21 protein-coding genes and 2 tRNA genes are annotated in these 24513 nt (G+C 62.4%); 15 read left to right on the forward strand and 8 right to left on the reverse strand.

Annotated elements, in window-relative coordinates; translation table 11 throughout:
• The first annotated feature begins 2 nt into the window (after positions 1 to 2).
• Positions 3 to 3080: an efflux RND transporter permease subunit gene (locus BLW80_RS14790; RefSeq protein ID WP_093758547.1), complete on the forward strand. Its 3078-nt coding sequence runs from the start codon at positions 3 to 5 to the stop codon at positions 3078 to 3080.
• Positions 3081 to 3136: 56 nt separating this feature from the next.
• Positions 3137 to 3871 carry a tRNA-uridine aminocarboxypropyltransferase gene (locus BLW80_RS14795; RefSeq protein WP_093758548.1) on the forward strand — a complete coding sequence of 245 codons (735 nt, stop codon included), beginning with the start codon at positions 3137 to 3139 and terminating at the stop codon, positions 3869 to 3871.
• A gap of 27 nt (positions 3872 to 3898) precedes the next feature.
• Here the strand turns inward: BLW80_RS14795 and BLW80_RS29910 are convergent, their stop codons facing one another.
• The 4 genes from BLW80_RS29910 to BLW80_RS14815 form a co-directional block, all read right to left on the reverse strand.
• The gene (locus BLW80_RS29910; RefSeq protein WP_139285836.1) at positions 3899 to 4222 is read right to left on the reverse strand and encodes a hypothetical protein; all 324 of its coding nucleotides are present in this window, start codon (positions 4220 to 4222) and stop codon (positions 3899 to 3901) included.
• Positions 4223 to 4353: 131 nt separating this feature from the next.
• Positions 4354 to 4427 (reverse strand) — tRNA-Cys (locus BLW80_RS14805).
• 85 nt (positions 4428 to 4512) lie between these two features.
• The gene (locus BLW80_RS14810; RefSeq protein WP_068736432.1) at positions 4513 to 4692 is read right to left on the reverse strand and encodes a hypothetical protein; all 180 of its coding nucleotides are present in this window, start codon (positions 4690 to 4692) and stop codon (positions 4513 to 4515) included.
• 175 nt (positions 4693 to 4867) lie between these two features.
• Positions 4868 to 5839 (reverse strand): LysR family transcriptional regulator, encoded by a 972-nt coding sequence (locus BLW80_RS14815; protein ID WP_093758549.1) that lies wholly within the window; start codon positions 5837 to 5839, stop codon positions 4868 to 4870.
• A gap of 344 nt (positions 5840 to 6183) precedes the next feature.
• Between BLW80_RS14815 and BLW80_RS14820 the strand changes: the two genes are divergently transcribed.
• Genes BLW80_RS14820 through BLW80_RS14835 form a run of 4 tightly spaced genes read left to right on the forward strand, consistent with a single transcriptional unit; the run spans position 6184 to position 10952 of the window.
• Entirely contained in the window at positions 6184 to 7500 is a 1317-nt protein-coding gene (locus BLW80_RS14820) for an ABC transporter substrate-binding protein (RefSeq protein WP_093759099.1), read from the forward strand.
• 8 nt (positions 7501 to 7508) lie between these two features.
• Positions 7509 to 8384, forward strand: coding sequence for a branched-chain amino acid ABC transporter permease (locus BLW80_RS14825; protein ID WP_068736430.1), 876 nt, complete (start codon positions 7509 to 7511; stop codon positions 8382 to 8384).
• Positions 8381 to 10261: a branched-chain amino acid ABC transporter ATP-binding protein/permease gene (locus BLW80_RS14830; protein WP_093758550.1), complete on the forward strand. Its 1881-nt coding sequence runs from the start codon at positions 8381 to 8383 to the stop codon at positions 10259 to 10261. The genes BLW80_RS14825 and BLW80_RS14830 overlap by 4 nt, the downstream gene beginning before the upstream one ends.
• Positions 10248 to 10952: an ABC transporter ATP-binding protein gene (locus tag BLW80_RS14835; protein ID WP_093758551.1), complete on the forward strand. Its 705-nt coding sequence runs from the start codon at positions 10248 to 10250 to the stop codon at positions 10950 to 10952. Before BLW80_RS14830 ends, BLW80_RS14835 begins: the two co-directional genes overlap by 14 nt.
• A gap of 49 nt (positions 10953 to 11001) precedes the next feature.
• Here the strand turns inward: BLW80_RS14835 and BLW80_RS30340 are convergent, their stop codons facing one another.
• On the reverse strand, positions 11002 to 11175 hold the full coding sequence (locus BLW80_RS30340; protein WP_170849674.1) for a hypothetical protein: 174 nt from the start codon (positions 11173 to 11175) through the stop codon (positions 11002 to 11004).
• Positions 11176 to 11451: 276 nt separating this feature from the next.
• On the opposite strand from BLW80_RS30340, the gene BLW80_RS14840 reads away from it, so the two are divergent.
• The 5 genes from BLW80_RS14840 to BLW80_RS14860 all read left to right on the forward strand — a co-directional run bounded on the left by BLW80_RS14840 (position 11452) and on the right by BLW80_RS14860 (position 17965).
• Positions 11452 to 11526: transfer RNA gene (locus tag BLW80_RS14840), tRNA-Asn, on the forward strand.
• A gap of 151 nt (positions 11527 to 11677) precedes the next feature.
• Positions 11678 to 12256: a protein-L-isoaspartate O-methyltransferase family protein gene (locus BLW80_RS14845; RefSeq protein ID WP_093758552.1), complete on the forward strand. Its 579-nt coding sequence runs from the start codon at positions 11678 to 11680 to the stop codon at positions 12254 to 12256.
• Between the two features lie 232 nt (positions 12257 to 12488).
• On the forward strand, positions 12489 to 13880 hold the full coding sequence (locus BLW80_RS14850) for a TolC family outer membrane protein (protein ID WP_093758553.1): 1392 nt from the start codon (positions 12489 to 12491) through the stop codon (positions 13878 to 13880).
• Between the two features lie 291 nt (positions 13881 to 14171).
• Positions 14172 to 14915 carry a PopZ family protein gene (locus BLW80_RS14855; protein ID WP_089264298.1) on the forward strand — a complete coding sequence of 248 codons (744 nt, stop codon included), beginning with the start codon at positions 14172 to 14174 and terminating at the stop codon, positions 14913 to 14915.
• Between the two features lie 176 nt (positions 14916 to 15091).
• A complete protein-coding gene (locus BLW80_RS14860; protein ID WP_093758554.1) occupies positions 15092 to 17965 on the forward strand; it encodes a valine--tRNA ligase in 2874 nt (957 codons plus the stop codon).
• 135 nt (positions 17966 to 18100) lie between these two features.
• On the opposite strand, the gene BLW80_RS14865 is transcribed toward BLW80_RS14860, so the two are convergent.
• Complete coding sequence (locus tag BLW80_RS14865; RefSeq protein WP_093758555.1) at positions 18101 to 18703, reverse strand: DNA-3-methyladenine glycosylase; 603 nt, start codon at positions 18701 to 18703, stop codon at positions 18101 to 18103.
• Positions 18704 to 18803: 100 nt separating this feature from the next.
• On the opposite strand from BLW80_RS14865, the gene lipA reads away from it, so the two are divergent.
• Positions 18804 to 19763: a lipoyl synthase gene (gene lipA, locus BLW80_RS14870; RefSeq protein ID WP_093758556.1), complete on the forward strand. Its 960-nt coding sequence runs from the start codon at positions 18804 to 18806 to the stop codon at positions 19761 to 19763.
• Positions 19764 to 19773: 10 nt separating this feature from the next.
• Complete coding sequence (locus tag BLW80_RS14875; protein ID WP_093759100.1) at positions 19774 to 20259, forward strand: type II toxin-antitoxin system RatA family toxin; 486 nt, start codon at positions 19774 to 19776, stop codon at positions 20257 to 20259.
• Here BLW80_RS14875 and BLW80_RS14880 read toward each other — a convergent pair.
• Together BLW80_RS14880 and BLW80_RS14885 are read right to left on the reverse strand one after the other, a co-directional pair.
• A complete protein-coding gene (locus tag BLW80_RS14880) occupies positions 20249 to 20872 on the reverse strand; it encodes a CinA family protein (protein ID WP_093758557.1) in 624 nt (207 codons plus the stop codon). The two genes, BLW80_RS14875 and BLW80_RS14880, sit on opposite strands and share 11 nt — an antisense overlap.
• Position 20873: 1 nt before the next feature.
• Entirely contained in the window at positions 20874 to 22070 is a 1197-nt protein-coding gene (locus tag BLW80_RS14885) for a bifunctional 2-C-methyl-D-erythritol 4-phosphate cytidylyltransferase/2-C-methyl-D-erythritol 2,4-cyclodiphosphate synthase (RefSeq protein ID WP_093758558.1), read from the reverse strand.
• 232 nt (positions 22071 to 22302) lie between these two features.
• On the opposite strand from BLW80_RS14885, the gene dusB reads away from it, so the two are divergent.
• The gene (dusB, locus tag BLW80_RS14890) at positions 22303 to 23337 is read left to right on the forward strand and encodes a tRNA dihydrouridine synthase DusB (RefSeq protein ID WP_283805495.1); all 1035 of its coding nucleotides are present in this window, start codon (positions 22303 to 22305) and stop codon (positions 23335 to 23337) included.
• Complete coding sequence (locus BLW80_RS14895) at positions 23334 to 24512, forward strand: two-component system sensor histidine kinase NtrB (protein ID WP_231080673.1); 1179 nt, start codon at positions 23334 to 23336, stop codon at positions 24510 to 24512. The genes dusB and BLW80_RS14895 overlap by 4 nt, the downstream gene beginning before the upstream one ends.
• The last annotated feature ends 1 nt before the right edge of the window (position 24513 follow it).

A 24513-nucleotide genomic window follows, 5' to 3' on the forward strand; every position in this document is an offset into this window, starting at 1 on the left:
TCATGCGGCCGGTCGGCACCACGTTGCTGGCGATCGGACTGTTTCTTCTCGGCGTCGTCGCCTATCACTTCCTGCCGGTCGCTGCGACGCCCAATGTCGACTTCCCGATGATTCGCGTGCAGGCGTCGCGGCCCGGCGCCGATCCGTCGATCATGGCGGCGACCGTTGCTGCACCGCTGGAACGACGGCTGGGTATCATTGCTGGTCTCGATCAGATCACCTCGACAAGCTCCCTAGGTACGACGAGCATTCAGCTGCAGTTCGCGATCGGCCGCGATGTCGATCGCGCCGCGCGTGACGTGCAGGCCGCGATCAATGCGTCAATGGCCGATCTGCCAACCGATCTTCCGACACTGCCTACGTTCCGCAAGGCCAACCCGTCCGCCGCGCCGGTCTTCATTCTCGCTTTGACGTCGCCAACGATGTCCGCGTCCGCGATCTACGACGTCGCCGACACCGTGATCGTACAGCGGCTGTCGCAGGTGCCGGGGGTCGGCGAAGTCACTGCCAGCGGCGCCGACCAGCCCGCGGTGCGCATCCAGCTCAATCCGGTCGCGCTGTCGAATGCCGGGATTGCCACCGACGACGTGCGCACTGCGATCGTCAATGCAAATCCGCTTGGTCCTGTCGGCATCTTCCAGGGATCGCGGCAGAGCGAGACGATCTCGATGAATCCGCAGATGCGCACGGCGGAAGAGTTTCGCGAGATCATCGTCAAGAGTTCGAACGGCAATTATCTGCGGCTGTCTGATGTCGCCGATGTTCAGGATGCGACGCGCAACAGCCGCTCGGTTGCCTGGTTCAACAAGCAGCCGGCGGTGCTGATCCAGATTACCAAACAGGGCGACGCCAACGTCATCGACACCGTCGATCGCGTGAAAGCGCTGATCCCCGATCTGAAACAATGGATTCCTGCCGGGATCGAGATTTCTGTTCTGACCGATCGTACCGGTACGATTCGCGCCTCGGTCGAGGACATGGAGTGGACGCTGTTTGCCACGGCCGTACTGGTGATGGCCGTGGTGTTCCTGTTCCTGCGTCGTGGCACGCCGACCATCGCAGCCGGCGTCTCGGTGCCGCTGGCGCTGGCCGGCACCTGCGTCGGCATGTGGCTGGCCGGCTTCTCGATCAACAACCTGTCGCTGATGGCGCTGGCGATCTCTGTCGGCTTTGTGGTCGATGACGCCATCGTCATGATCGAGAACATGTACCGCAATCTCGAAGAGGGTATGGCGCCGATGCAGGCGGCGCTCGCAGGCGCCAGGCAGATCGGCTTCACGGTGCTGTCGATCAGCCTGTCGTTGATTGCTGCCTTCATCCCGCTGATCTTCATGGACGGTCTGGTCGGCCGATTGCTGCGCGAATTCTCTTTGACGCTGACATTCTCGATTGTCGTCTCGACGCTGGTATCGCTGACGGTGACACCGATGATCTGTGCGCAATATATCAAGAGCGGTCTGTCGAGCACCGAGACCCGTTTCGACCGTATCGTCGAAGGCACGCTGTCACGCGTCGTGGCGTTCTATGAACGCACGCTGCATGTGGTGCTGGGTTTTCCACTCCTGACGCTGTTGGTGTTCTTCGCCACCATCGCGCTGACGGTCACACTCTACATCAAGACGCCGAAAGGTTTTTTCCCGAACGACGACAGTGGCTTCGTGATCGGTGCTACGCGCGCATCGGCCGATGTCTCGTTTCAGGCGATGCTCGGATTGCAGCAGCATATGGCTGATCTCGTGCTGAGCGATCCCGGCGTGGCCAGTATCGGTTCGTCACTTGGCGGCACTGGCGGGCCGGGCGGCGGCGGCGCAAACCGGGGCACCATGTTTATCGCCTTGAAACCACCAGAGGAGCGCAACGGAGCATCGACTGAAGACGTCATCAATCGGTTGCGTCCGAAGCTCAGCGCGGTCCCGGGTATCCGTCTCTTCATGTTTGCCGCGCAGGATCTGCGCGCTGGCGGACGCCAGAGTGACTCCAATTATCAGTACACGCTGACCTCGACCAATCTCGATCTCCTGCAGAAATGGGCACCGCTGGTCGGCAAACGGCTGGAGAGCGTTGAGGGCATCACCGACGTGTCGAGCGACCGCGATCCCGGCGGATTGCAATTGACGCTGACCATCGACCGCAAGATGGCATCGAGCCTCGGCGTCAAGGTGCAGGACATCGATAACGCGCTCAACAACGCGTTCTCGCAGCGGCAGATTTCGACGATCTACACCCAGCGCAACCAGTACAAGGTGGTGCTGGAAATCGATCCGAAATTCCAGAACGATCCGTCCGATCTCGATCGTATCTATGTCGCGGGCCTGAATGGGTCGCAGGTGCCGCTGTCGGCGGTTGTGCGCATGTCGCGCACACTGTCGGCGCTGGCGGTGTTCCACTCGCAGGGGTTCCCGTCGACCACGGTGTCGTTCAACACGCTGCCCGGCGTGCAGCTCGACGCCGTAACCGGCAACATCCAGCGCGCGGTCGACGAACTGCATATGCCCGAAGGAATCCGGGGAGGATTCGACGGCAATGCCGGTGACTTCAGCAAAACGACGGGGCGGCAGCCGCTGCTGATCCTCGGCGCGCTCATCGCGATGTATATCGTGCTCGGGGTGCTCTATGAGAGCCTCGTGCATCCTCTGACCATCATCTCGACGCTGCCTTCGGCGGGACTCGGCGCGTTGCTGGCATTGCAGATTACCAATACGCCGCTGACCGTGATCGCCTTCGTCGGCATCATTCTCCTCATCGGTATCGTCAAGAAGAACGGAATCATGATGGTCGACTTCGCCATCGAGGCGGAGCGGCATCGCGGACTGTCGCCCGCCGAGGCGATCTTCGAGGCCTGCACCGTGCGCTTCCGCCCGATCCTGATGACCTCGCTGGCGGCGGTATTCGCGGCGATCCCACTGGTCATCGCGACCGGGCCGGGCACCGAGCTGCGCCGCCCGCTGGGCATCACCATCATCGGCGGGTTGTTCGTCTCGCAGGTGCTGACGCTTTACACGACGCCGGTGATCTATCTCCTGATCGACCGGTTGCGTAACCGCTTCCGCCCGGCGCCGGTGCCGGCCCCGGCTGAATAGCCAGATACGGGCGTTACGGCGGTTGAAGCCTCGGGCCGCGCGGCGTATAGCGGGCAATGTCCAAGAAATCAGATCTGCAAGCCGCCGAGGTCGCCGAGGCGATCCCGGAATGTCCGCATTGCCAAAAGCCGATGCCGCTGTGCATCTGCGACAGCATTACGCCCATCGACAACAAGATCGAGCTCCTGATCCTGCAGCATCCGCAGGAACAGGACAGGGCGCTGGGCACCGCCCGCGTCGCCGCGCTGCATTTCAAGAAGGCCACGGTCAAGATCGGCTTGTCCTGGCCGAGCCTCGCCAAGGCGCTGGGCAAGCCGGTCGCCGATCCCGCCCGCTGGGCGATCCTCTACCTTGGCTCGGCCAAGGTCACCGATTACGAGACCGATCGCGACATCCTGGCCATCGATCGCAAGGGTCAGGCTGAGGAAAACCAGCGCGCACTGCTCAAGGACATTCAGGGCATCGTGCTGCTCGACGGTACCTGGAGCCAGGCCAAGGCGTTGTGGTGGCGCAACGCCTGGATGCTGAAATGCCAGCGCGTCATTCTCGGACCGGCGAAACCATCACTCTACGGCAAGCTGCGCCGCGAACCGCGCAAGGACGGCCTGTCGACCATCGAAGCCGCGGGGATGCTGCTCGCCAGCCTCGAACGGAAACCGGATATCGAAGCGACACTGAACGAGGCCTTCGAGCGGATGCTGGCGAAATATCGCGAAGCCCAGACCGTCATGCCGGAACTGGCGCCAAAGCCCAAACCCAAGCGCGACTGGCGGCGTAAGAAGCACGCCTGATCGCGTTCGGTTTTGATTGATCCCGGCCTATCGGCTGCCGGGCGGCGGACCGACGCCGGCTTCACGCTCGTCACTCGATGATGACGGTCTGACGAGCGACGGAAACGGATTGCGGAACAGTCCGCCGCGAGCTTCTTCCACGACGGGCGCGGGAGGCGGTGCCGGGGCTGCAGCCTGCGGCGGCACCACTGGAACCGGCAGCTTCTCGCACTTCAGGGAGTAGACCAACTGGCCGTCGGCGGTCCGGCCGATCGGCGCGCAGGGATCGGTGCGGGCCGGAACGGGCGGTTTGGCCTGGGCCCAGCCTGGCGAGGTCATCAGCAACGTTGCGATCAAGACCCGGATGTTCATCGTGCCCCCTAGGGTTGGCAGGATGCTACGATCAATACTCCAATCTTGCCAAGCGAAGTGTTGCAGCGCACCACTCATAGCAGTCGCGCCCCGATCACGGGTCTGGCAGGCTAAGTTATTGATTGGATTGATGGAGGCCACGTCGGGAATCGAACCCGAATAAACGGTTTTGCAGACCGGCGCGTAACCATTCCGCCACATGGCCCCATAGCGGGTTAGTTACAGACCGTTCGCCATTTAGGCAATGCCCGGCTGAAATCTTTCATGGGGTCCGACATACCGACAAAAGATCAGCAGGAGGCCTGCCAGCCATCCGGAAACGGAATCAGCGGCCAGGGGCCGTCATTGTCGTTCGCAGCGGTCGGAATCGGGGCGAAGAACATTTCCTGGCTGCGCAGATCGTCCCGCACATCGGCCTCGATTTCGGCCCGGACTGTCTCCAGCAGATAGTCAAATTCGGCTTCGCTCATCTTTTAGCTCCCTGTCTTGGGAGCAATCTGACGCAAAGCCTTTGTTGGGCTGTTGAATGGATCGTTCAAATTGTACCGATCCACACGTCAGACCCGTCATGGTTACCGGGACGTTTACCTCACTGGATCAATGGCGTGGCTCGCGAACGCCGATCAAGCATCGCCGACGGTAACATTAAACTGTCTGGGCTGTGACGGGTGTGTCCGTCTCCAGCAGCGTATCCAGCATCTTGCGGCCCTTCGTGCTGGCCTGCATCAGAGGATCCGCCTTGAAGGTCGACTTCAGGAAGCTCGACACCGCGCGGATGCGCGGCACGAATTGCAGATCGTTATGGACGTTGATCCACAGCTCTCGCGTGGTGGACAGCTTGTCGTGCAGCACCGGGATCAGGTCGGGGCGACGCGCCGTGGCAAAGCTCGGCAGCAGCACGAGACCGATGCCGCCGGCCGCAGCGTTCATCTGCGCGCACATGCTGTTGGAATGGAACGAGACTGGCGGGCTCTTGATGATGTCATCAAGCCAGCGCACGGAGTCGAGCTGGATCTGGTCGTCAATATAGGTGACGAAGCAGTGCTCCGTGAGCTCGGATGCGCTCTTGGGCATGCCATGTGCGTCCAGGTAACTCTGCGACGCATAGAGCCCAAGTTGGAAGCAGCCGATACGCTCCGAGACCATGCCCTGACCGGTCGGGCGGAAGAAGCTCAGAAATAGATCGGCCTCGCGCCGGTTCACCGAGACGCTCTGCGGTGACGTCAGCAGTTCGACGGTCAGGTCGGGATGCTGTTTGCGCAATTCGACGAAGCGGTAGGAGAGGTAGAGCGAGGCGATGCCTTCCATCGTGGCAAGACGGACCCGGCCAGCCATACGGCTGCCGCCGCATTGCACGTCTTCCCGCATGGCGATCACGGCGCTTTCGATGCGCTCGGCATGGCAAAGCAGGCGGTCGCCCGTCTCGTTGACCTTCAGTCCGGACGGCAGTCGCTCGAACAACGCCACGCCGAGGGTGCTCTCGAGATGCGCGATGCGGCGACTGATGGTGGATTGATCGACCCGGAGGCGCTTGGCCGCACTGCCTAGGCTGCCGCCGCGTGCCGCGTGAATGAAGACCTTGAGGTCATCCCAATCGAGCGATTTGAAGTTTTCCATGCAGAGTTAACAGCAAGAGCTGTGCCAGCACGCGCTACTGGGACGCCTTGTCGCGGTGGAAAAGCCAGTCTGCAAGGCCCTTTGCAGGATTGTCTATACCCCGTGCGATCCGAAGCAACCTAGCTTGACGGGAACAAAGAACGATCCGTCTCTCTCGCTTTGCGGACGCGGCGCTGCCGGTATTTCGGGTTCAGCGAGTGACCATGAATGAGGCTCTTGCGATGATCTCGCAGGCACCGAGAGTTGCGGCGGCATCCCGTTCAAGAAACTCAATTTCGCCGGGGCCAGCCCCCATCGCAGCTCACTGGCCAATGGCGGCGGTGATCGAACCAGAAGGGTGTGTCATGCAGTTTGACCGTCGACAGCTTTTGCTCGGAGGAGCCGGCACTGCCGCCGGCCTCATGCTTCCAGGCAGCGCCTTCGCACAATCGCCGGCCACCATCGGCACATTTCCGGAAGGTGTCACGGCGGATTCGGTGTTCGTCGGACTGACCATCCCGCTCACCGGCGTATTTTCGGGCGACGGTGGCGATCTCAAGCTCGGCTATGAACTGGCCATCGCCCAGATCAATGCCGGCGGTGATATCGCGCAGAAGTGGGGCCTCAAGGGCAAGGGCGTGCTCGGACGGCAGATCAAGTACAAGGTCTCCGACACCGAGGGGAAACCCAACCTCGACGTGCAGAGCGCCACCCAGTTCATCCAGCGCGACAAGGCGATCATGGTGTCGGGCTCGGTATCGAGCGCCAGCGCGATTGCACTCGAAGAACTCGGGTCGCGCGAGAAGGTGCTGTACATGGTCGGCATCGCCGGCTCCAACGACATCACTGGCAAGAACTGCCAGCGCTACGGCTTCCGCTCGCAGCAGAACGCTTACATGGCCGCGAAAGCGATGGCGCCCGTCGTCGCCAAGGCGCTCGGCAAGAACGTGAAGTCGGCCTTCCTCGTGCCCGACTACACCTATGGCCATACCGTCTATGATAGCTTCGCCAAGTTCTCAGCGGAGCAGGGCTGGAAGCAGGTCGCCAAGGAAGTCGTGCCGCTCGGCACCACCGACTATTCGTCGGCGCTCCTGAACATCGCCAACAGCGGCGCAGATGTGTTCGTCAACATCGCCTTCGGCGGCGACGCCGTTGCGTCGACCAAGCAGGCCGAGCAGTTCGGCGTGCTGAAGCGCATGAAGCTTGTGGTGCCGAACCTGTCCTCGTTCCAGGACAAGGAGCTCGGTGCCGAGCTGATGCAGGGCGTCTATGGCAGCTGCGATTTCTGGTGGGGCCTGCAGGACACCTATCCGCTCGCCAAGACCTTCGTCGAAAGCTTCGTGGCGCAGAACAAGTACTATCCGCGCTGGGGCGCGCATATCGGCTACATGCAGACCTATCTGTGGGCGATGTCGGTGGAGCGCGCTGGCACGTTCAATCCGGTCGATGTGATCAAGGCGATGGAGAGCTCCAAGGCGCAGCCTTACGAGACGACCATCGGCAAGGTCTATTTCCGTGCCGAAGATCATCAGATGGTGCGGCCGATCCCGATCCTGCGCGGCAAGAAGCCGTCCGAGATGAAGAACAAGGAAGACTTCTACGAGATCGTCGATATTGCGGATGGCGAGAGCGTGATGAACGCGCCGGACTTCTTCGGCTGCAAGCTCGGCCCCTACACCTAAGGATCACCATGCCAAGCTGGCCCGTCCTCATCTCGCAGGCCTTCAACGGCCTCGCACTCGGCACACTGCTGGCCCTTGTCAGCAGCGGTCTGACGATCATCCTGGGCACGCTTGGCGTCCTCAATTTCGCTCACGGCGCGCTGTTCGCCGTGGGTGCCTATGCCGCTTTCGTGCTGCTGCAATACACCTCGTCCTTCGTGCTCGCGATCGTGGTCGGCTGCGGCTTCATGCTGGCGCTCGGCTTCCTGCTCGAGCGTATCATCATCCGCTATTTCTACGACCGTCCCCATGAGGATCAGATCCTTGTCACTTACGGCGTGGGCATCGTGCTCGTCGAATGCGTGCGTGCAGCCTTCGGAGGCAATGCGCAGCGTGTGCCGGTGCCGTCCTGGGGGCAGGGCGCGACCCAGATGGGCTTCCTGATCTATCCGACCTATCGCCTGCAATTGATCGCGATCATCGCCGGCCTGCTGCTCAGCCTCTATCTCGTGCTCTACCGCACCTCGATGGGCCTTGTGGTTCGCGCCGGCATCGAGAATCCCGGCATGGTCGGCATCCTCGGCATCAATGTGCGCCGCGCCTTCCTGCTGGTCTTCGCCATCGGCGTTGTCGCCGTCGGTCTCGCCGGCATGCTCTATGCGCCGGTCGTGGCCGTGACGCCGGACATGGGCGCCAATTTCATGGCGCAGTCTTTCGTGGTCATCGTGCTCGGCGGCCTCGGCTCGTTCCCGGGCGCCGTCATCGGCGGCCTGATCGCGGGCGAGATCATCAGCCTGACCAGTGCTTTCAACTCGTCCTATTCGGAAGTGATGCTCTACGCGCTGATGGCGGTGCTGTTGATCATGCGTCCACAGGGACTGTTCGGTTCGGAAGGCCGCGCATGATGCGTCCTCGTTCCGGCGGCTTGCGGGGCTGGCTTCCCGAACTCGCGGTGCTGTGCACGCTGATCGTGGCACCCATCGTGTTTCCGCATCTCGGTTTCTCGACCGATCTGCTGACACGTGTGTTGAACTGGGGCCTGATCGGCCTCGGCTTCGATATCCTGTTCGGCCTCACGGGTCTGCTCTCGTTCGGACAGGCCGCATTCTTCGGCGTCGGCGGTTTCGTCAGCGCCTATCTGCTGGTGTCCCACACCATCGACAACGTCTGGTTGGCGCTGGCGATCGGTACGGTCGCCGCCGGTCTGTTCGGTCTATTCGTCGGCTGGTTCGCCGTGCGCCGGATCGGCATCTATTTCACGATGATCACGCTGGCCTTCGGCCAGATGGCTTATTTCATCGAGAATTCGCCGCTGTCGGATTTCACCGGTGGTGAAAACGGCATTCCCGGCGTGCCGGTGCCGGTGCTCGGCTTCGGCGCCAGTGCGATCCGCATCAGCGCGGGCATGCCAATGTATATCCTGTTCGCGGTGATCTTCTTTCTCGGCTACGTGCTGGCGCGCCGTATCGTCGGCTCGCCGGTCGGCGCGATCCTGCTCGCGATCAAGGAGAACACCGGCCGCGTCGCAATGCTCGGCCATAACGTGCCGGCCTACAAGCTGACAGCCTTTGTCATCGCCGCGCTCTATGCGGGCCTTGCCGGCGGTCTGCTCGGTTCGTTCCAGAGCTACATGCCGCCGGATGCCTTCTCGCTGGAAACGTCCGGTCAGTTGGTGGTGCAGACTATCGTCGGCGGCGCCGGCACGCTGATCGGTCCGCTGGTCGGCGCGGCCGTCTGGCTGTGGCTGCGCGACAATCTGCAGCTCATTCCGGGCTTTGCGATCCTGTGGAAGCTGGTGCTCGGGATCGCTTTCATCGTTCTGGTCATCGGGCTGCGCCGCGGCATCTGCGGCGAGATCGCCCATTGGTGGAACGAACGCCGTAATCTGGCTGCCGCACGGGCGGCCGCGGCCAAAACAGAAGCCATCGAGGCGCATAATATTGACGTCGCCACCAAACCCGTCGCGCCGCCCAAGGAGGTCAGGCTGACCCTTGCCGAGCCCATAACAGGTGATAGCGACATTGCACTCGAAGCCCGATCTCTGGCGCGGCACTATGGTGGCCTCAAAGCCGTCGATGGCGTCTCCTTCAAGGTCCGCCGCGGCTCGATCCATGCGGTGATCGGCCCGAATGGCGCCGGCAAGAGCACGCTGTTCAAGATGCTGCTTGACGAAGTCAGCCCGTCCTCTGGCGAAGTGTTGTTGTTCGGTGAGAAGGTCACAGGCGTCGGCGTCAGCCGCGCGGCGCAGCTCGGCATCGCCAAGAGCAACCAGCTCAATCAGCTGTTTCCCAACCTGTCGGTGCGCAAGAATCTGCGGATCGCGGCGCTGGCACGCCGTCGCGGCCCGATGCGCTTCGATCTGTTGCGCAGCGCCGGCAGCATTCCCGACGTCGAGGAGCAGATCGCCTCGATCCTCGGCCTGCTCAATCTCGTCGAACGCGCCGACACGCCGGCGCATATTCTGGCCTACGGCGAAAAGCGCCGGCTCGAAATCGGGATGGCGCTGGCGACCAGCCCGAATGTGCTGCTGCTGGACGAGCCGCTGGCCGGCATGAGCCCGGCAGAACGCATCGCGACTTGCGCCTTCATTCGCGATATCGGGCGCTCGCGAACCGTGGTCATCGTCGAGCACGATCTCGACGCCATCTTCGAACTCGCCGAGCGCATCACCGTGCTCTATGAGGGCCGGCTGCTGGCGGATGGCACCGCCGACGAGATCCGGCGCAATCCGGCCGTGCAGGACGCCTATCTGGGAGGGCTGCACGCGCATGAGCCTGCTTGAAGTCGACAAGATCAATACGCTGTATGGCGATTCCCACGTGCTGTTCGACCTGTCGATCCGGGTCGAGCAGGGCGAGGTGGTCGCGCTGCTCGGCCGCAACGGCGCCGGCAAGACCACGACGCTGCGCTCGATCATGGGTGTGCTGTCGCCGCGCAGCGGCCATATCCGTCTCGATGGCAAATCCATCGAGGGCCTGCCGCCCTCGGCGATCGCCGGCATGGGCGTTCAACTGGTGCCGGAAGAGCGCGCCATTTTCGGCGGCCTGACGGTCGAGGAAAACCTGCGCATTGCCGCGCTGACGGCACCGAATGCGTGGTCCTACGATCGCATCTACGACGTGTTTCCGCGCCTCAAGGAGCGCCGCAAATCGGCCGGACGCACGCTGTCGGGCGGCGAGCAGCAGATGCTGGCGATTGCCCGCGCGTTGATCCGTGATGCACGCATCATCCTGCTGGACGAGCCGTTCGAGGGCCTGGCGCCGCTGATCGTGCGTGATCTCGTCGAGGTCTCACGCAATCTCGCCGCTGAGGGCCGCACCATGATTGTGGTTGAGCAGAACGTTGCGGCGGCATTGAGTTTCGCCAACCGCGTCTATGGGCTCAACAACGGCCACGTGGTGTTCGAAGGCACGCCTGCGGACCTCAATGCCAGCCCAGACCTGATGCGGGACTTCCTCGGCGTCGGAATGTGATTCCCGGGACGTAATCCCGGAGACAATGGCCCCGGAGCAACGTGATTCCCTAGATTTCGATCGGCACCGCGAGGCGCCCGATCAGGAGCGCCACCTCATCGAGGTGATCGCTGTCATGCGCCTCGACGGCTTCGGCGAGCCGGGTGACGCATTCGTCATCACTGATAAAGGGCAGGGAGTTGAGGTCGGTCGGAAGCGCGCGGTCGGTGTGCGTGGCTGGCATCGGTCACCTCGTTCGATTCGGAACTTGTTCAACGTCGCGAAGGGCAGTCTTGCGGTGCAATAAGACTAAATAGCGACACGGTTGGAAAGATTATTCTTCGCCCGCACGCGGCGTGGCCCCGACAGGAACGAGCCACACCTCAAGAAGATCCCGTAACATCAGGCATTTTCTGAGTTTTCCCGGATTGGCGATTGCTGTGCGACGAGCTGCATTTCCCGCTTTCCAAGCGCGGATCGCTTTGTTATACGCTGCGGCCTGCGAACAAGCTTCGCACGTTCCCTGGTAGCTCAGCGGTAGAGCATTCGACTGTTAATCGAATGGTCGCTGGTTCGAATCCAGCCCGGGGAGCCAAACATCCTTCCGCAAAAATGGCTGCCAGAAACCGCGCTCGGGACCGCCTCGATAGCGCGTTGGCTGCTGTGTTTTTACGAACCTTGCATCCCGCTGTGCGCTGCCGTAATTCGTGCAAAAGGAACTTCCAGCCGTTTGCAAGGGATTGCCCATGTCCGACTTTTCGACCGCACGCCAGAAGATGGTTGATGGTCAGGTGCGTCCCAGCGACGTCACCGATTTGCGCATCATTGACGCCATGCTTGCGGTGCCGCGCGAGGAGTTCGTTCCTGCCAGCCAGCGCGCCATGGCCTATCTGGACCTCGACCTGGAGGTCGCCCCGAATCGCTTTCTAATCAAGCCGGTGGTGCTGGCGCGGATGCTGCAGGCCTCCGACGTAAAGGCGACCGACAAGGTTCTAGTGGTTGGTTGCCCCACGGGCTATGCGGCCGCCGTGATCGCCCAGTTTGCCGGGCAGGTCACCAGCGCGGCCGGCATCGCGGCTGATGGCGATGCCGCGAACGGCCCCTATGATCTGATCGTTCTGGCCGGCGCGACGGAAATCGTCCCGACGGGGCTCTACAAGCAGCTGGCGCCCGGCGGGCAACTTGTGGGCGTATTCGCCCTGACCAAGCCCGCCCGCGCCGTGATCGTGACCCATTCCCACGAGGATTTTGGCTCCCGCCCGCTGTTCGATGCTACCGCGCCAGTTCTGCCGGGCATGGAAAAGCTCCCGGCATTCGTTTTCTAGGGCTGACTGTCCGCCTTATCGGGCATCGGGGCACCGCTAATATCGCCAGCGGTAATTACAAGTGTGGCTTGGATGTCCCATTCGCCAAGTTTTCACTGTCAAGTTTCCACGAGAGGTTCCGTCTCGCCAATGCGCGGAATATGGTGAGTGGAGACTCGCTAACGGACATCATCTGTTCGGTCGCCATAAGTGTGCGCCCGGATCAGTGAACGGCATGAATGGATTACCAAGAATGGGCGGCGTAAAAGCTCTCACCGGTGCTGCAGCTGCGGCCCTTTTGCTGGCATTTGCCGGAGCGTCACCCGTTCTGGCTGACACGATCGAAGCGGCGTTGGTTCGCGCTTATCAGAACAATCCTCAATTGAATGCCCAGCGCGCTTCGGTGCGCGTCACTGACGAGAACGTGCCGCAGGCTTTGTCGGGTTATCGGCCGAGGGTCGCTATCACCGCGAGCGGCGGCTATCAGTACACGGACGCGGTCAACAGCATTGCAGGTACTGCGACCGCAATTCACGGCGTGCAGGTTCCCCGCGCCGTCGGCGCAACCATCACGCAGAATGTGTACAACGGCCAGCAGACGGCGAATCGCACACGCGCCGCCGAGGGACAGGTCTCCGCTGCGCGCGAAGGTCTGCGCGTACTCGAACAGTCAGTGATTCTCTCCGCCGCGACGATCTACATGGACTATCTGCGCGACTCGGCCGTGGTCGAGGTGCAGAAGAGCAACGTGCGCGTGCTCGAGCAGACGCTGAAGCAGACCCGCGATCGCTTCAATGTCGGCGAAGTCACCCGTACCGACGTGGCGCAGTCCGAAGCTCAGCTCGCTGCCGGCCGTACTCAGTTGCTGACCGCCGAGTCGAATCTCACCACCACGCGCTCGAACTTCCGCCGTATCATCGGCAACGAACCGAGCAACCTGCAGGCGGGGTCGCCCGTTGATCGCTTCCTTCCGAATACGCTGCCCGGCGCCGTCGATCTCGGCCTCGTCGAAAACCCCAACGTCACCGCGGCGATGTTCGGTATCGACGTGAGCTTCCTCAATGTGAAGGTCAACGAAGGCGCTCTGTTCCCGAGCGTGACCTTGCAGGCCAACATCCAGCAGGGTTGGGAACAGTCGATTTCGCAGCCACGCGGTTTGACGGCATCAGGCATCGCGCAAGTGTCGATCCCGGTTTACCAGGGCGGCGCGGAATATTCGCTGATCCGGCAGTCCAAGGAAACGCTGGCCCAGCAGCGTCTAGCACTGGAACAGGTGCGCGATCAGACCCGCGCGAGCGTCGTGCAGGCCTGGGGGCAGTTGCTGGCGGGCAGGGCGCAGGTCTCGTCCGCACAGGCGCAGGTGCAGGCTTCCGAAATTGCGCTGAACGGCGTTCGCGAAGAAGCCAAGGCCGGCCAGCGCACCACGCTCGACGTGTTGAACGCCCAGCAGGCGCTGGTGAACGCGCGCGTCGCGCTTGTCACCGCGCAGCATGATCGTGTGGTGGCATCATACTCGGTGCTTAACGCAGTCGGTCGTCTGTCACCGACGGTGATGAAGCTGAACACCAATGTGTATGACCCTAGCGTGCACTATCATCAGGTGCGCGATAGCTGGGTCGGCGTGCGTACGCCTGACGGGCGCTAACGCGCTCAGATATCACCTGATATCGTGTCGAAAGGGCCGCTTGTGCGGCCCTTTGCTTGCAATCAATTTGTCCGATGACGTACCGTTTGCATTGCTGGCTTAGCGATTCGGAATGCCTCTCCTAGTTCCTTGGGCATTTCCCGCGCGACAGTTGGTGGTCAGGCGTCGCTTGATCTTGGGGACAAGTCAGGCTTGCGCGCTGAATCGAACGGTCGTCAAAACGACAACCCGCAAATTCAGCCTCGTCTGGTGTAAAATATTGACGAGAGCGTTGATGATGCGGAGTCGGACATGACGCAACCTGCAAAGGTCCAGGAGCCCTCGATGGAGGAGATTCTGGCGTCGATCCGACGTATCATCGCCGACGACGAAGCGAAGCCGGCCGTCGCCGAAGTTGCTCCTCCGCCGCCGCCCAAGCCGGCTCCTGCAGCCAAGCCTGCTGCGATGACAGACATCCCGCCGTCGGCGATTCCTGCCGCGCAGGCTGCTGCCGCCAAAGCACCGCCGCCAGCCCCGAAGCCCGCGCCACCGCCGCCGGAGCCTGCTGCCTCCAACAGCCAGGACGACATCGACGCGATGTTGGCCAGTCTGGAAGCCGCGACCACCGAGGAAGAGGTGCGCCCGGCGCAGCCCGACGGTGATGTGTTCGAACTGACCGACGAGATGGTGGTCGCCGACCCCGAGCCGGAACCCGCATTCCAGCATGTCGAGCCGGATGACGACCTCGAATTCGCCGAAGCTGTCGCCGCCAGTAGCCAACGACCCGCACCGCGCTTCGACCCGCCGTCCTATGATCCGCCCCCGGTCGCACCGCAGCAGCAGATTCTGTCACACAGCACCGTGTCGTCCGTGGAGTCGGCCTTCAATGCGCTGGCAAATACGGTCCTGAGCAACAACGCGCGGACCCTTGAGGATCTCGTCAAGGAGATGCTGCGTCCGATGCTGAAGTCCTGGCTGGACGACAACCTGCCGGGCCTCGTCGAGCGCATCGTCAAGGCTGAGATCGAGCGCGTCTCACGCGGCGGCGGCCGCTAGGCCCGCGAGACAAGCAACGACGGCCTTTCGGGGCCTTCGTTTGGCCCTCCGGGATGGCTAAACAGCCCTATATGTTGACTTGAGCCGCGCTGGCGGGTTTCTAGCGCCATCGGCTTCCTGCGTTCGCCCCAGGCCTCAAAACCGTGGCCAAAAACCCCTGATTTGATTGAATTGTCATGATCGAAAAGACCTATCAGCCCGCCGATATCGAGACCCGCATCGCCGCTGCCTGGGAAGCCGAAGGCGCGTTCAAGGCGGGCCGCGCGGACCGGGTGGATGCTGAGCCCTATACGATCGTGATCCCGCCGCCGAACGTCACCGGTTCGCTGCATATGGGCCACGCCCTCAACAACACTTTGCAGGACGTGCTCTGTCGTTTCGAGCGCATGCGCGGCCGCGACGTGCTGTGGCAGCCCGGCACCGACCATGCGGGCATCGCGACCCAGATGGTGGTCGAGCGCCAGTTGATGGAGCGCCAGGAGCCCGGTCGTCGCGACATGGGCCGCGAGGCATTTCTCGAACGCGTCTGGAAGTGGAAGGCCGAGAGCGGCGGCGTCATCGTCAATCAGTTGAAGCGCCTCGGCGCCTCCTGCGACTGGTCGCGCGAGCGCTTCACGATGGACGAGGGCCTGTCCGAGGCCGTCATCAAGGTGTTCGTGCAGCTGCACCGCGAGGGCCTGATCTACAAGGACAAGCGCCTTGTGAACTGGGATCCGAAGCTGCTGACCGCGATTTCCGATCTCGAAGTCCAGCAGGTCGAGGTCAAGGGTAACCTCTGGCATCTGCGCTATCCGCTCGAAGGCAAGAGCTTCGATCCGGAAGATCCGACCTCGTTCATCACCGTTGCGACCACGCGTCCCGAGACGATGCTCGGCGACAGCGGCGTCGCCGTGAATCCGGATGACGAACGCTACACCCATCTGATCGGCAAGAACGTGGTTCTGCCGCTGGTCGGCCGTCTGATCCCGATCGTCGCCGACGAATATTCCGACCCGGAGAAGGGTTCTGGCGCGGTGAAGATCACGCCGGCGCATGACTTCAACGACTTCGAAGTCGGCAACCGCCACGGCCTTGCACGCATCAGCATCCTCGATATCGAAGGCAAGCTCGCACTCGCCGACAACGAGGACTATCTCCGCGGCCTGCCGGAAGCGGCGTCGGAGCTCGTCGAAGAACTTCACGGCATCGAGCGCTTCAAGGCGCGCAAGACCATCGTGCAGCGGCTGGAAGATTTCGGCTTCCTCGAGAAGATCGAGCCCAACACGCATATGGTGCCGCATGGCGACCGCTCCGGCGTCGTCATCGAGCCCTATCTGACCGACCAGTGGTATGTCGACGCCAAGACCATGGCGCAGCCGGCGATCGCCGCCGTGCGCACCGGCGCGACCGAGTTCGTGCCGAAGAACTGGGAAAAGACCTATTACGAGTGGATGGAGAACATCCAGCCATGGTGCATCTCGCGCCAGCTGTGGTGGGGCCATCAGATCCCGGCCTGGTACGGTCCGGACGGCAAGGTGTTCGTCGCCGAGACCGAGGAAGAAGCAGTCGGCAACGCACTCGGCTATTATGTCGAGCAGGAAGTGATCACGGAAGAGCAGGGCCACGATATGGCGCTCGATCCGGCGAAGCGCGAGGGCTTCATCACGCGCGATGAAGACGTGCTCGACACCTGGTTCTCGTCGGCGCTGTGGCCGTTCTCGACGCTGGGCTGGCCGCAGAGCTCGGTCGATGTGGATCGCTACTATCCCACCAATGTGCTGGTGACCGGCTTCGACATCATCTTCTTCTGGGTCGCCCGGATGATGATGATGGGCATGCACTTCAAGAAGGACGTGCCGTTCCCGACCGTCTACATCCACGCCCTCGTCCGCGACGAGAAGGGCGCCAAGATGTCGAAGTCGAAGGGCAACGTCATCGATCCCCTGAACCTGATCGACCAGTACGGCGCCGACGCGCTACGCTTTACGCTGGCTGCGATGGCCGCACAGGGCCGCGACATCAAGCTCGCGACCCAGCGCGTCGAGGGCTATCGCAACTTCGCGACCAAGCTCTGGAATGCCTGCCGTTTCGCCGAGATGAACGAGTGCGTGTTGCCGGCGGGCTTCGATCCGACCAAGGCCAAGGAAGTGCTCAACCGCTGGATCGCGCATGAGACCGTGAAGGCAACGCGCGAAGTCACCGAAGCCATCGAAGCCTATCGTTTCAACGATGCGGCGGGCGCGGCCTATCGCTTCGTCTGGAATGTGTATTGCGACTGGTATCTCGAACTCGCCAAGCCATTCATGATGGGCGAGGACGGTCCGGCCAAGACCGAAACCCGCGCGATGGTCGCCTGGGCCCGCGACGAAATCCTGAAACTGCTGCATCCGTTCATGCCGTTCATCACGGAAGAACTCTGGGCCGTGACGGCGCCGCGCGACGGTCTGCTGGCGCTCGCACCGTGGTCACGCAAGGCGAGCGGCCTGACGCGCGAGCAGGAAGCGCTGATCATCGCAACCGCCGCGAGCGATCCGATCGTCGCACCGATCCTGATGGGCGATCCCGAACCAGTCGCCGACTTCAAGGATGACGCCGCCGAAGCCGAAATCGGCTGGGTCATCGATCTGGTGACGGAGGTTCGTTCGGTGCGTGCCGAGATGAACATCGTGCCGGCAACATTGACGCCACTGGTGCTGGCCGGCGCTTCTGCCGAAACTCAAGCCCGTGCCCAGCGCTGGAGCGATGTCGTCAAGCGCCTCGCGCGTCTCGGCGACATATCCTTCGCCGAGGTCGCGCCGCAGGGCGCCGTGCAGCTCCTGATCCGCGGCGAGGTGGCAGCGCTGCCGTTGAAGGGCGTGATCGATCTCGGCGCCGAGAAGACCCGTCTCGACAAGGAGCTCGTGAAAGCCGAAGCCGACATCAAGCGCGCCGACGCCAAGCTCTCCAACGAGAAATTCGTCGCCAACGCCGCGGAAGAGATCGTCGAGGAAGAACGCGAAAAGCGCGAGGCAGCCGAGGCCCGCAAGGCCAAGACGCTGGAAGCACTGGAGCGGCTCAAGAACGCGGTGTGATGCGCCGCAATTCCGCGACTGCCACAAGTCTCAATGTTCGTCATGGCCGGGCTTGTCCCGGCCATCCACGTCTTCCGTGCTAGTAGTGGCCAAGGCGTGGATACCCGGGACAAGCCGGGCATGACGGCGCTATAATTACCTCGCAAACGGCTTGCTGAGATAACGCGAGCCTCTCACCCCGTATCGCCACGGCAATTCCACGGCCTTGGTGATGCCGATGCGGATGCCTGCGACAATGTCGGGCACTTCCGTCCTTGCGTGAATCGCAATCGGCGGCTTGTCCAAAGCCAGCCCGTTATGCGCGATACTGATGCCCAGCGCCTGGCAGACCTTGCCAGGTCCGGAGCACAGCATACGCTCATCCTGCAGCCCGCGTCGCAGCTGCATCTCGCCAATCCCGAAGGTCGGTTGCAGTGCCCGGATCAGCACCGCGCTGGCCGAATCCTCGGCCTCGCATACGAAGTTTACGCACCAGTGGATGCCGTAGGAGCGATAGACATAGGCAAAGCCGGGCGGCCCGAACATGATCTGGTTGCGCGGCGTCTGCCCGTTGAAGGAGTGGGCCGCGGGCTCGGTGTGATGATAGGCCTCGACCTCGACGATCTCGCCACCGATGCCGTCCACCAAGAGCGTCGCACCGATCAGTTCGGGGGCCACATCGTGCACGCTCCGCGCGAAAAAGCTGCGTTTGAGTGCCTTGCCGAGCCTTTGGGGGATTTGGTGAGGTTTTGGAGCCATTCTGCCTGCTATGTTACGATGCAGGGCCGGGCAAGGCGAGGGCGGGTTGCAGGACAGGGCCCGGCGGATTACCTAAGGCTTCACTCAGAACGGACAGTTCATGGTCGTCGTCCTCGATACCGTTTCCACCACACCGCTCCGCCCGCGTCACCCTGAAAAAGTGAATCGGCCGGATTCGTTCTCGCCGCCGAAGCCGGACTGGATCCGGGTCCGTGCGCCGACCAGCCGTGGCTATGGCGACACCCGCAAGATCGTCAAGGAAAACGGCCTTGTTACCGTGTGCGAGGAAGCCGGCTGCCCGAATATCGGCGAGTGCTGGCAGAAGAAGCACGCCACCTTCATGATCATGGGTGACACGTGCACCCGCGCCTGTGCGTTCTGCAACGTCAAGACGGGCATGCCCAACGCGCTCGACGGCATGGAGCCCGAGCATGTCGCCGAAGCTGTCCGCAAGCTCGGACTGCATCATGTGGTCATCACCTCGGTGGACCGCGACGATCTCGCCGATGGCGGCGCCGAACATTTTGCGCAGACGATTCGTGCGATCCGCGCGGCATGTCCCACGACCACCATCGAAATCCTGACGCCTGACTTTCTGCGCAAGCCGGGCGCCCTCGAAGTCGTCGTCGCGGCGAAGCCCGATGTGTTCAATCACAATCTCGAAACCGTGCCGTCGCGCTATCTGACGGTGCGACCGGGCGCGCGTTATTTCCATTCGCTGCGCCTGCTGCAGAAGGTCAAGGAACTCGACCCGACCATCTTCACCAAGTCCGGCATCATGGTTGGCCTCGGCGAGGAGCGCCACGAGGTGCTGCAGGTGATGGACGACATGCGTTCCGCCGATATCGACTTCCTCACGATCGGCCAGTATCTGCAGCCGACGCGCAAGCATCACGTGGTGTCGCGCTATGTCACGCCGGATGAATTCGCAGGCTATGAGAAGGTCGCCTACACCAAGGGCTTCCTGATGGTGTCGGCGAGCCCGCTGACGCGCTCGTCGCATCATGCCGGCGAGGATTTCGCCAAGCTGCAGGCTGCGCGCGCCGCTCTCGCGCGCTGAGAACGCGACAATGCCGAGATTTGCCAACAAGCGTCGCGTGCGCCACAGCGCCTCCCAGATGTTCGATCTGGTTGCCGATGTCGAGCGCTATCCGGAATTCGTGCCGTTGTGCAAGTCGCTGAAGATTCGCCAGCGCACGCCGCATGAGAATGGCACCGAGGTCATCGTTGCCGACATGACCGTGTCGTTCAAGCTGGTTCAGGAATCCTTCACCAGCCGCGTGACGCTGGATCGGCCGAATCTGAAGATCATGGTCGAATATCTGCGCGGTCCGTTCAGCAATCTCGAAAACCGCTGGACCTTCGAGCCGAAGGCAGATGACGGGGAATGCGACGTCGGCTTCTTCATTGCCTACGAGTTCAAGAGCCGCATGCTGGCGATGCTGATGGGCACGATGTTCGACGCGGCATTCCAGCGCTTTGCCGTAGCCTTCGAGAAGCGCGCGGACGAAGTTTATCGCAGCCCGCGCGTCTCGAGCGTTCCGTCTACTTCTTAGTCGTCGGCTTTTTTAGTGGCGCAGTCGGCCTGCGTCGTTTGACGGCGGTCCGTCGCGGCGAACGCGCCACGCGCGGGCGCGCCAGACTCGCAGCTTCGCGCTTCTTGGCCGGCGGCTGTGGCCCACGTGCCAATTCCATCAGCATCCGCAGAGCTTCAAGCACGGAGCGCTGACGCACCGCGCTACGGCCGATGGCGCCGAAGCGGCATTCCTTGTTGACGATGCGGCCGTCACGCGACGCAACGGCAAAATGCACGAGGCCGACCGGCTTGCCCGGCGTGGCACCGCCGGGGCCTGCGATGCCCGTGATCGAGACCGCGAGATCGACATCGGCCTCTTCCAGCGCACCGACCGCCATCTGGATCGCGGTCTCCTTGCTGACCGCACCAAAGCTGTCGAGCGTCGCAGTCTTGACGCCGAGCATCGCGTGTTTGGCGGCATTGGAATAGGTGACGAAGCCGCGATCGATCACGTCGGACGAGCCGGGAATTTCGGTCAGTGCGCCAGCGACGAGGCCGCCGGTGCAGGACTCAGCGGTCGCGATCGTCAGCTTGCGGCTGCGGCAGAGATCGAGCAGCGCGCGGGAGAGGGCTCGTGCGTCGCTCGCTGCCATGTCAGTCCATCCAGGGAAGGCGAATGGTAGCAGCCGCAGTCGCGGCGATACCTTCTTCACGGCCGGTGAAGCCGAGACGTTCGCTGGTGGTCGCCTTCACCGCGACGCGTGACAGTGTCACACCGGAGATCTCGCTGATCTTCGCGCGCATCGCATCGCGTAGCGGGCCAATCTTGGGCCGTTCGCAGATCAGCGTTACTTCGAGATTGGCGATACGGCCGCCACGTGCGGTGACGCGGTCCACGGCGTATTTCAGGAATTTGTCGGACGCAGCGCCCTTCCATTTGTCATCACTCGGCGGGAAGTGCGAACCGATATCGCCGTCAGCCAGCGCGCCCAGGATCGCATCGACCAGCGCATGCAAGCCGACGTCGCCATCTGAGTGAGCAAGGAAGCCGCGCGTATGCGGCACACGGACGCCGCAGATCATCAGGTGATCGCCGTCGCCGAAGGCGTGCACGTCATAGCCCGTGCCCATGCGGATATCGCCGAGCGAGGCGGCGAGACGCGCTTCTTCGCGAATGAAATCTTCGGGAGTCGTGAGCTTCATATTTGCAAGATCGCCTTCAAAGGTTGCCACGGTCAATCCCGCCCATTCGGCGAGCGCGGCATCGTCGGTGAAATCATCGCGGCCTTCCTTTGCAGCACGACGATGCGCTTCAAGGATGACATCAAAACGAAATGCCTGTGGCGTTTGCGCGCTGCGCAAGCGTGCACGGTCCGGCGTCGCTTCCACGTGTCCGGCCTCGTTGACCTGTTTGATCGTATCGGTAACGGCGACACCGGGCACGGCAGCGCCAGTGATCTGCGCCGCGGCAATCGCGCGCTCGATCAAAGCAGGGGTTACGAACGGGCGGGCTGCATCGTGAATCAGCACGATGTCCGGCGCGTGATCTGCCAGTGCTTCGAGCCCGGCATGCACCGACGCCTGACGCGTCGCACCGCCATTGGCAGGAACATGATACCTTAAATCGCTGACCGCCTCGTTGAACACAGCGATATCGTCAGGATTGGTGATCGGCTGGACCGCAAAGACCTGGGGATGGTTGCAAAATGGCTCCATAGCCCGCGAAATAACGCTGCGGCCTCCGATCATGCGATATTGCTTAGGTCCACCTGCGCCAGCGCGGAGGCCGCGGCCGGCGGCAACGATAAGGGCGGCTGTCTTCAAACCGGCAGGATTAGGTGATTTTGTCATCAGGGTCAGGTGATTAAGGGGTAAGCGGTGATCGCACAGCCCTTAGCACGGCCGCGAGCAAAAACAGTATGATTACATTCTCGTGGCTGCATAAGAGTGCATTGCTGCACTGCACTTGCAAAATGAGCGCATCTGTCTAATGTGTAGGCATGACGGTTGACTGCACAACAAATGTGCGCATTATGCGCCCTATGCCCGCAATGCAGCGGACGAGACAACGACGAGCAGGTCTGTGACCACCCCGGACTCAGTATACAGCAAGCCGTTACAAATCGGTGGCATCGAGATCGCCAACCGGGTCGTTCTGGCGCCGATGTCGGGCATCACCGATGCGCCGTTTCGCAGGCTGACCGCCGAACTCGGGGCCGGCCTCGTCGTGTCAGAAATGACCGCCAGCGACGATCTCGTCAATGGTCGTCCCATGTCGATATTGCGCTGCGAAGCGACCGGGATCGGTCCGCATGTGGTCCAGCTGGCCGGCTGTGAGACCCACTGGATGGCCGAGGGGGCCCGTGTGGCCGAAGCCGCCGGCGCCGACATCATCGATATCAATATGGGCTGCCCGGCGCGGCATGTGACTGGTGGTCAGTCGGGCTCCGCGCTGATGCGCGACCTCGACCACGCATTGAAGCTGATCGAGGCGACCATCGCTGCCGTGAAAGTACCCGTGACTCTCAAAATGCGTCTGGGCTGGGACGATCGCATGCTGAACGCGCCTGAGCTTGCGCAGCGCGCAGAGCAGGCGGGCGTCCAGCTCATCACCGTGCACGGCCGCACGCGATGCCAGTTCTACAAGGGCGAAGCCGACTGGAGCGCCGTGCGCCCGGTGAAGGACGCGGTGAGCATCCCAGTGATCGTCAATGGTGACATCACCTCCTACGACAAGGCGGTGAGCGCGCTGAAGATGTCTGGAGCCGATGCCGTGATGATGGGGCGGGGCGCGCAGGGTATGCCGTGGCTGCCCGGCCAGATCGGCCGACGTCTTGAAACCGGCATCGCGGAAGCCGTGCCGTCGCTGCAGCAGCAGCTCGCTTATATCTGCGCCCTCTACGACGATGTGGTCTGTCACTACGGCCTGCGCATCGGCTTGCGCCACGCGCGCAAACATCTCGGCTGGGCGCTCGATGCGGCCGCGGCTACGAGCTGCGCGCCGACCGAGACCCTGAAGACCTGGCGACAGAAGATCCTTACATCCGAAGATTCCTCCGGTGTGCAGCGGTCTCTGAATGACGCTTTCGATGATTTCGCATGGAGTGCTGCCGCATGAACGCCGCAGAGCACCGTCGCCCTGTCCCGACCGACAGTGAGGCCATTCTCAACGCGCTACCTAATCCGGTGATCCTGATTGCGCCCGATGGCAAGATTGTCGACGCCAACATGGCTGCGGAATCCTTTTTCGAGATTTCTACGCAGTTCCTGCGCAGGCAGTCTCTGAAAGAACTGGTGCCATTCGGCAGTCCGCTGCTGGCGCTGATCGATCAGGTTCGCGCCGCCGGTTCGCCGGTTAACGAATACAAGGTCGATCTCGGCACGCCGCGCATCGGCGGCGACCGCCAGGTCGATCTGCATGTCGCGCCGCTCACCGAGCGTCCGGGCCATATCGTGGTGATGCTGCAGGAGCGCACCATTGCCGACAAGATGGACCGTCAGCTCACCCATCGCAGCGCTGCGCGTTCGGTGATCGCGCTGGCGGCCATGCTGGCGCATGAGATCAAGAATCCGCTGTCGGGCATTCGCGGAGCCGCTCAGCTACTTGAGCAGTCGGCATCGTCGGAAGACCGCATGCTGACACGCCTGATCATGGACGAAGCCGATCGCATCGTGACGCTGGTCGATCGCATGGAAGTGTTCGGCGACGACCGCCCGGTGGCGCGTGGCCCGGTCAACATTCACTCCGTCCTCGATCACGTGAAGCGCCTCGCGCAGTCTGGCTTCGCCCGCAACATCCGTTTCATCGAGGATTACGACCCCTCGCTGCCGCCGGTGCTCGCCAATCAGGACCAGCTCATCCAGGTGTTCCTGAATCTGGTGAAGAACGCTGCCGAAGCCATCGTCGATCTCGGCTCCGATGGCGAGATCCAGCTCACCACCGCGTTCCGGCCGGGCGTCCGCCTGTCAGTGCCGGGCAAGAAATCGCGCGTCTCGCTGCCGCTGGAATTCTGCGTCAAGGACAACGGCCCTGGCGTTCCCGAAGATCTTCTGCCCAACCTGTTCGATCCCTTCGTCACCACCAAGCCCACCGGAAGCGGCCTGGGTCTTGCATTGGTTGCGAAGATTGTCGGCGATCACGGTGGGATCATCGAATGTGAATCTCAGCCACGAAAGACGACTTTTCGCGTGCTGTTGCCGATGTTCAACCCCGCCAAGAAATTGGACGACAAGACCCTTGATCCGAGCAGCGCCGATGCCCCCGCGGCACCGACGCACACCTCACAGACGTAAG

Origin of the sequence: Tardiphaga sp. OK245 (genome assembly GCF_900108575.1) — a bacterium.
In the GTDB taxonomy this organism is placed as follows: domain Bacteria; phylum Pseudomonadota; class Alphaproteobacteria; order Rhizobiales; family Xanthobacteraceae; genus Tardiphaga; species Tardiphaga robiniae.

What these genes read in the sequence shown, in the direction of transcription:
- BLW80_RS14820 (WP_093759099.1), top strand. Translation starts at nt 6,184, where the DNA reads ATGCAGTTTGACCGTCGACAGCTTTTGCTCGGAGGAGCCGGCACTGCC.
- BLW80_RS14830 (WP_093758550.1), top strand. Translation starts at nt 8,381, where the DNA reads ATGATGCGTCCTCGTTCCGGCGGCTTGCGGGGCTGGCTTCCCGAACTC.
- BLW80_RS30340 (WP_170849674.1), bottom strand. Translation starts at nt 11,175, where the DNA reads ATGCCAGCCACGCACACCGACCGCGCGCTTCCGACCGACCTCAACTCC.
- BLW80_RS14810 (WP_068736432.1), bottom strand. Translation starts at nt 4,692, where the DNA reads ATGAGCGAAGCCGAATTTGACTATCTGCTGGAGACAGTCCGGGCCGAA.
- BLW80_RS14795 (WP_093758548.1), top strand. Translation starts at nt 3,137, where the DNA reads ATGTCCAAGAAATCAGATCTGCAAGCCGCCGAGGTCGCCGAGGCGATC.
- BLW80_RS14895 (WP_231080673.1), top strand. Translation starts at nt 23,334, where the DNA reads ATGAACGCCGCAGAGCACCGTCGCCCTGTCCCGACCGACAGTGAGGCC.
- BLW80_RS14790 (WP_093758547.1), top strand. Translation starts at nt 3, where the DNA reads ATGCGGCCGGTCGGCACCACGTTGCTGGCGATCGGACTGTTTCTTCTC.
- BLW80_RS14850 (WP_093758553.1), top strand. Translation starts at nt 12,489, where the DNA reads ATGGGCGGCGTAAAAGCTCTCACCGGTGCTGCAGCTGCGGCCCTTTTG.
- BLW80_RS14875 (WP_093759100.1), top strand. Translation starts at nt 19,774, where the DNA reads ATGCCGAGATTTGCCAACAAGCGTCGCGTGCGCCACAGCGCCTCCCAG.
- BLW80_RS14815 (WP_093758549.1), bottom strand. Translation starts at nt 5,839, where the DNA reads ATGGAAAACTTCAAATCGCTCGATTGGGATGACCTCAAGGTCTTCATT.
- BLW80_RS14885 (WP_093758558.1), bottom strand. Translation starts at nt 22,070, where the DNA reads ATGACAAAATCACCTAATCCTGCCGGTTTGAAGACAGCCGCCCTTATC.
- BLW80_RS14855 (WP_089264298.1), top strand. Translation starts at nt 14,172, where the DNA reads ATGACGCAACCTGCAAAGGTCCAGGAGCCCTCGATGGAGGAGATTCTG.
- BLW80_RS14880 (WP_093758557.1), bottom strand. Translation starts at nt 20,872, where the DNA reads ATGGCAGCGAGCGACGCACGAGCCCTCTCCCGCGCGCTGCTCGATCTC.
- BLW80_RS14860 (WP_093758554.1), top strand. Translation starts at nt 15,092, where the DNA reads ATGATCGAAAAGACCTATCAGCCCGCCGATATCGAGACCCGCATCGCC.
- lipA (WP_093758556.1), top strand. Translation starts at nt 18,804, where the DNA reads ATGGTCGTCGTCCTCGATACCGTTTCCACCACACCGCTCCGCCCGCGT.
- BLW80_RS14845 (WP_093758552.1), top strand. Translation starts at nt 11,678, where the DNA reads ATGTCCGACTTTTCGACCGCACGCCAGAAGATGGTTGATGGTCAGGTG.
- BLW80_RS29910 (WP_139285836.1), bottom strand. Translation starts at nt 4,222, where the DNA reads ATGAACATCCGGGTCTTGATCGCAACGTTGCTGATGACCTCGCCAGGC.
- BLW80_RS14825 (WP_068736430.1), top strand. Translation starts at nt 7,509, where the DNA reads ATGCCAAGCTGGCCCGTCCTCATCTCGCAGGCCTTCAACGGCCTCGCA.
- BLW80_RS14835 (WP_093758551.1), top strand. Translation starts at nt 10,248, where the DNA reads ATGAGCCTGCTTGAAGTCGACAAGATCAATACGCTGTATGGCGATTCC.
- BLW80_RS14865 (WP_093758555.1), bottom strand. Translation starts at nt 18,703, where the DNA reads ATGGCTCCAAAACCTCACCAAATCCCCCAAAGGCTCGGCAAGGCACTC.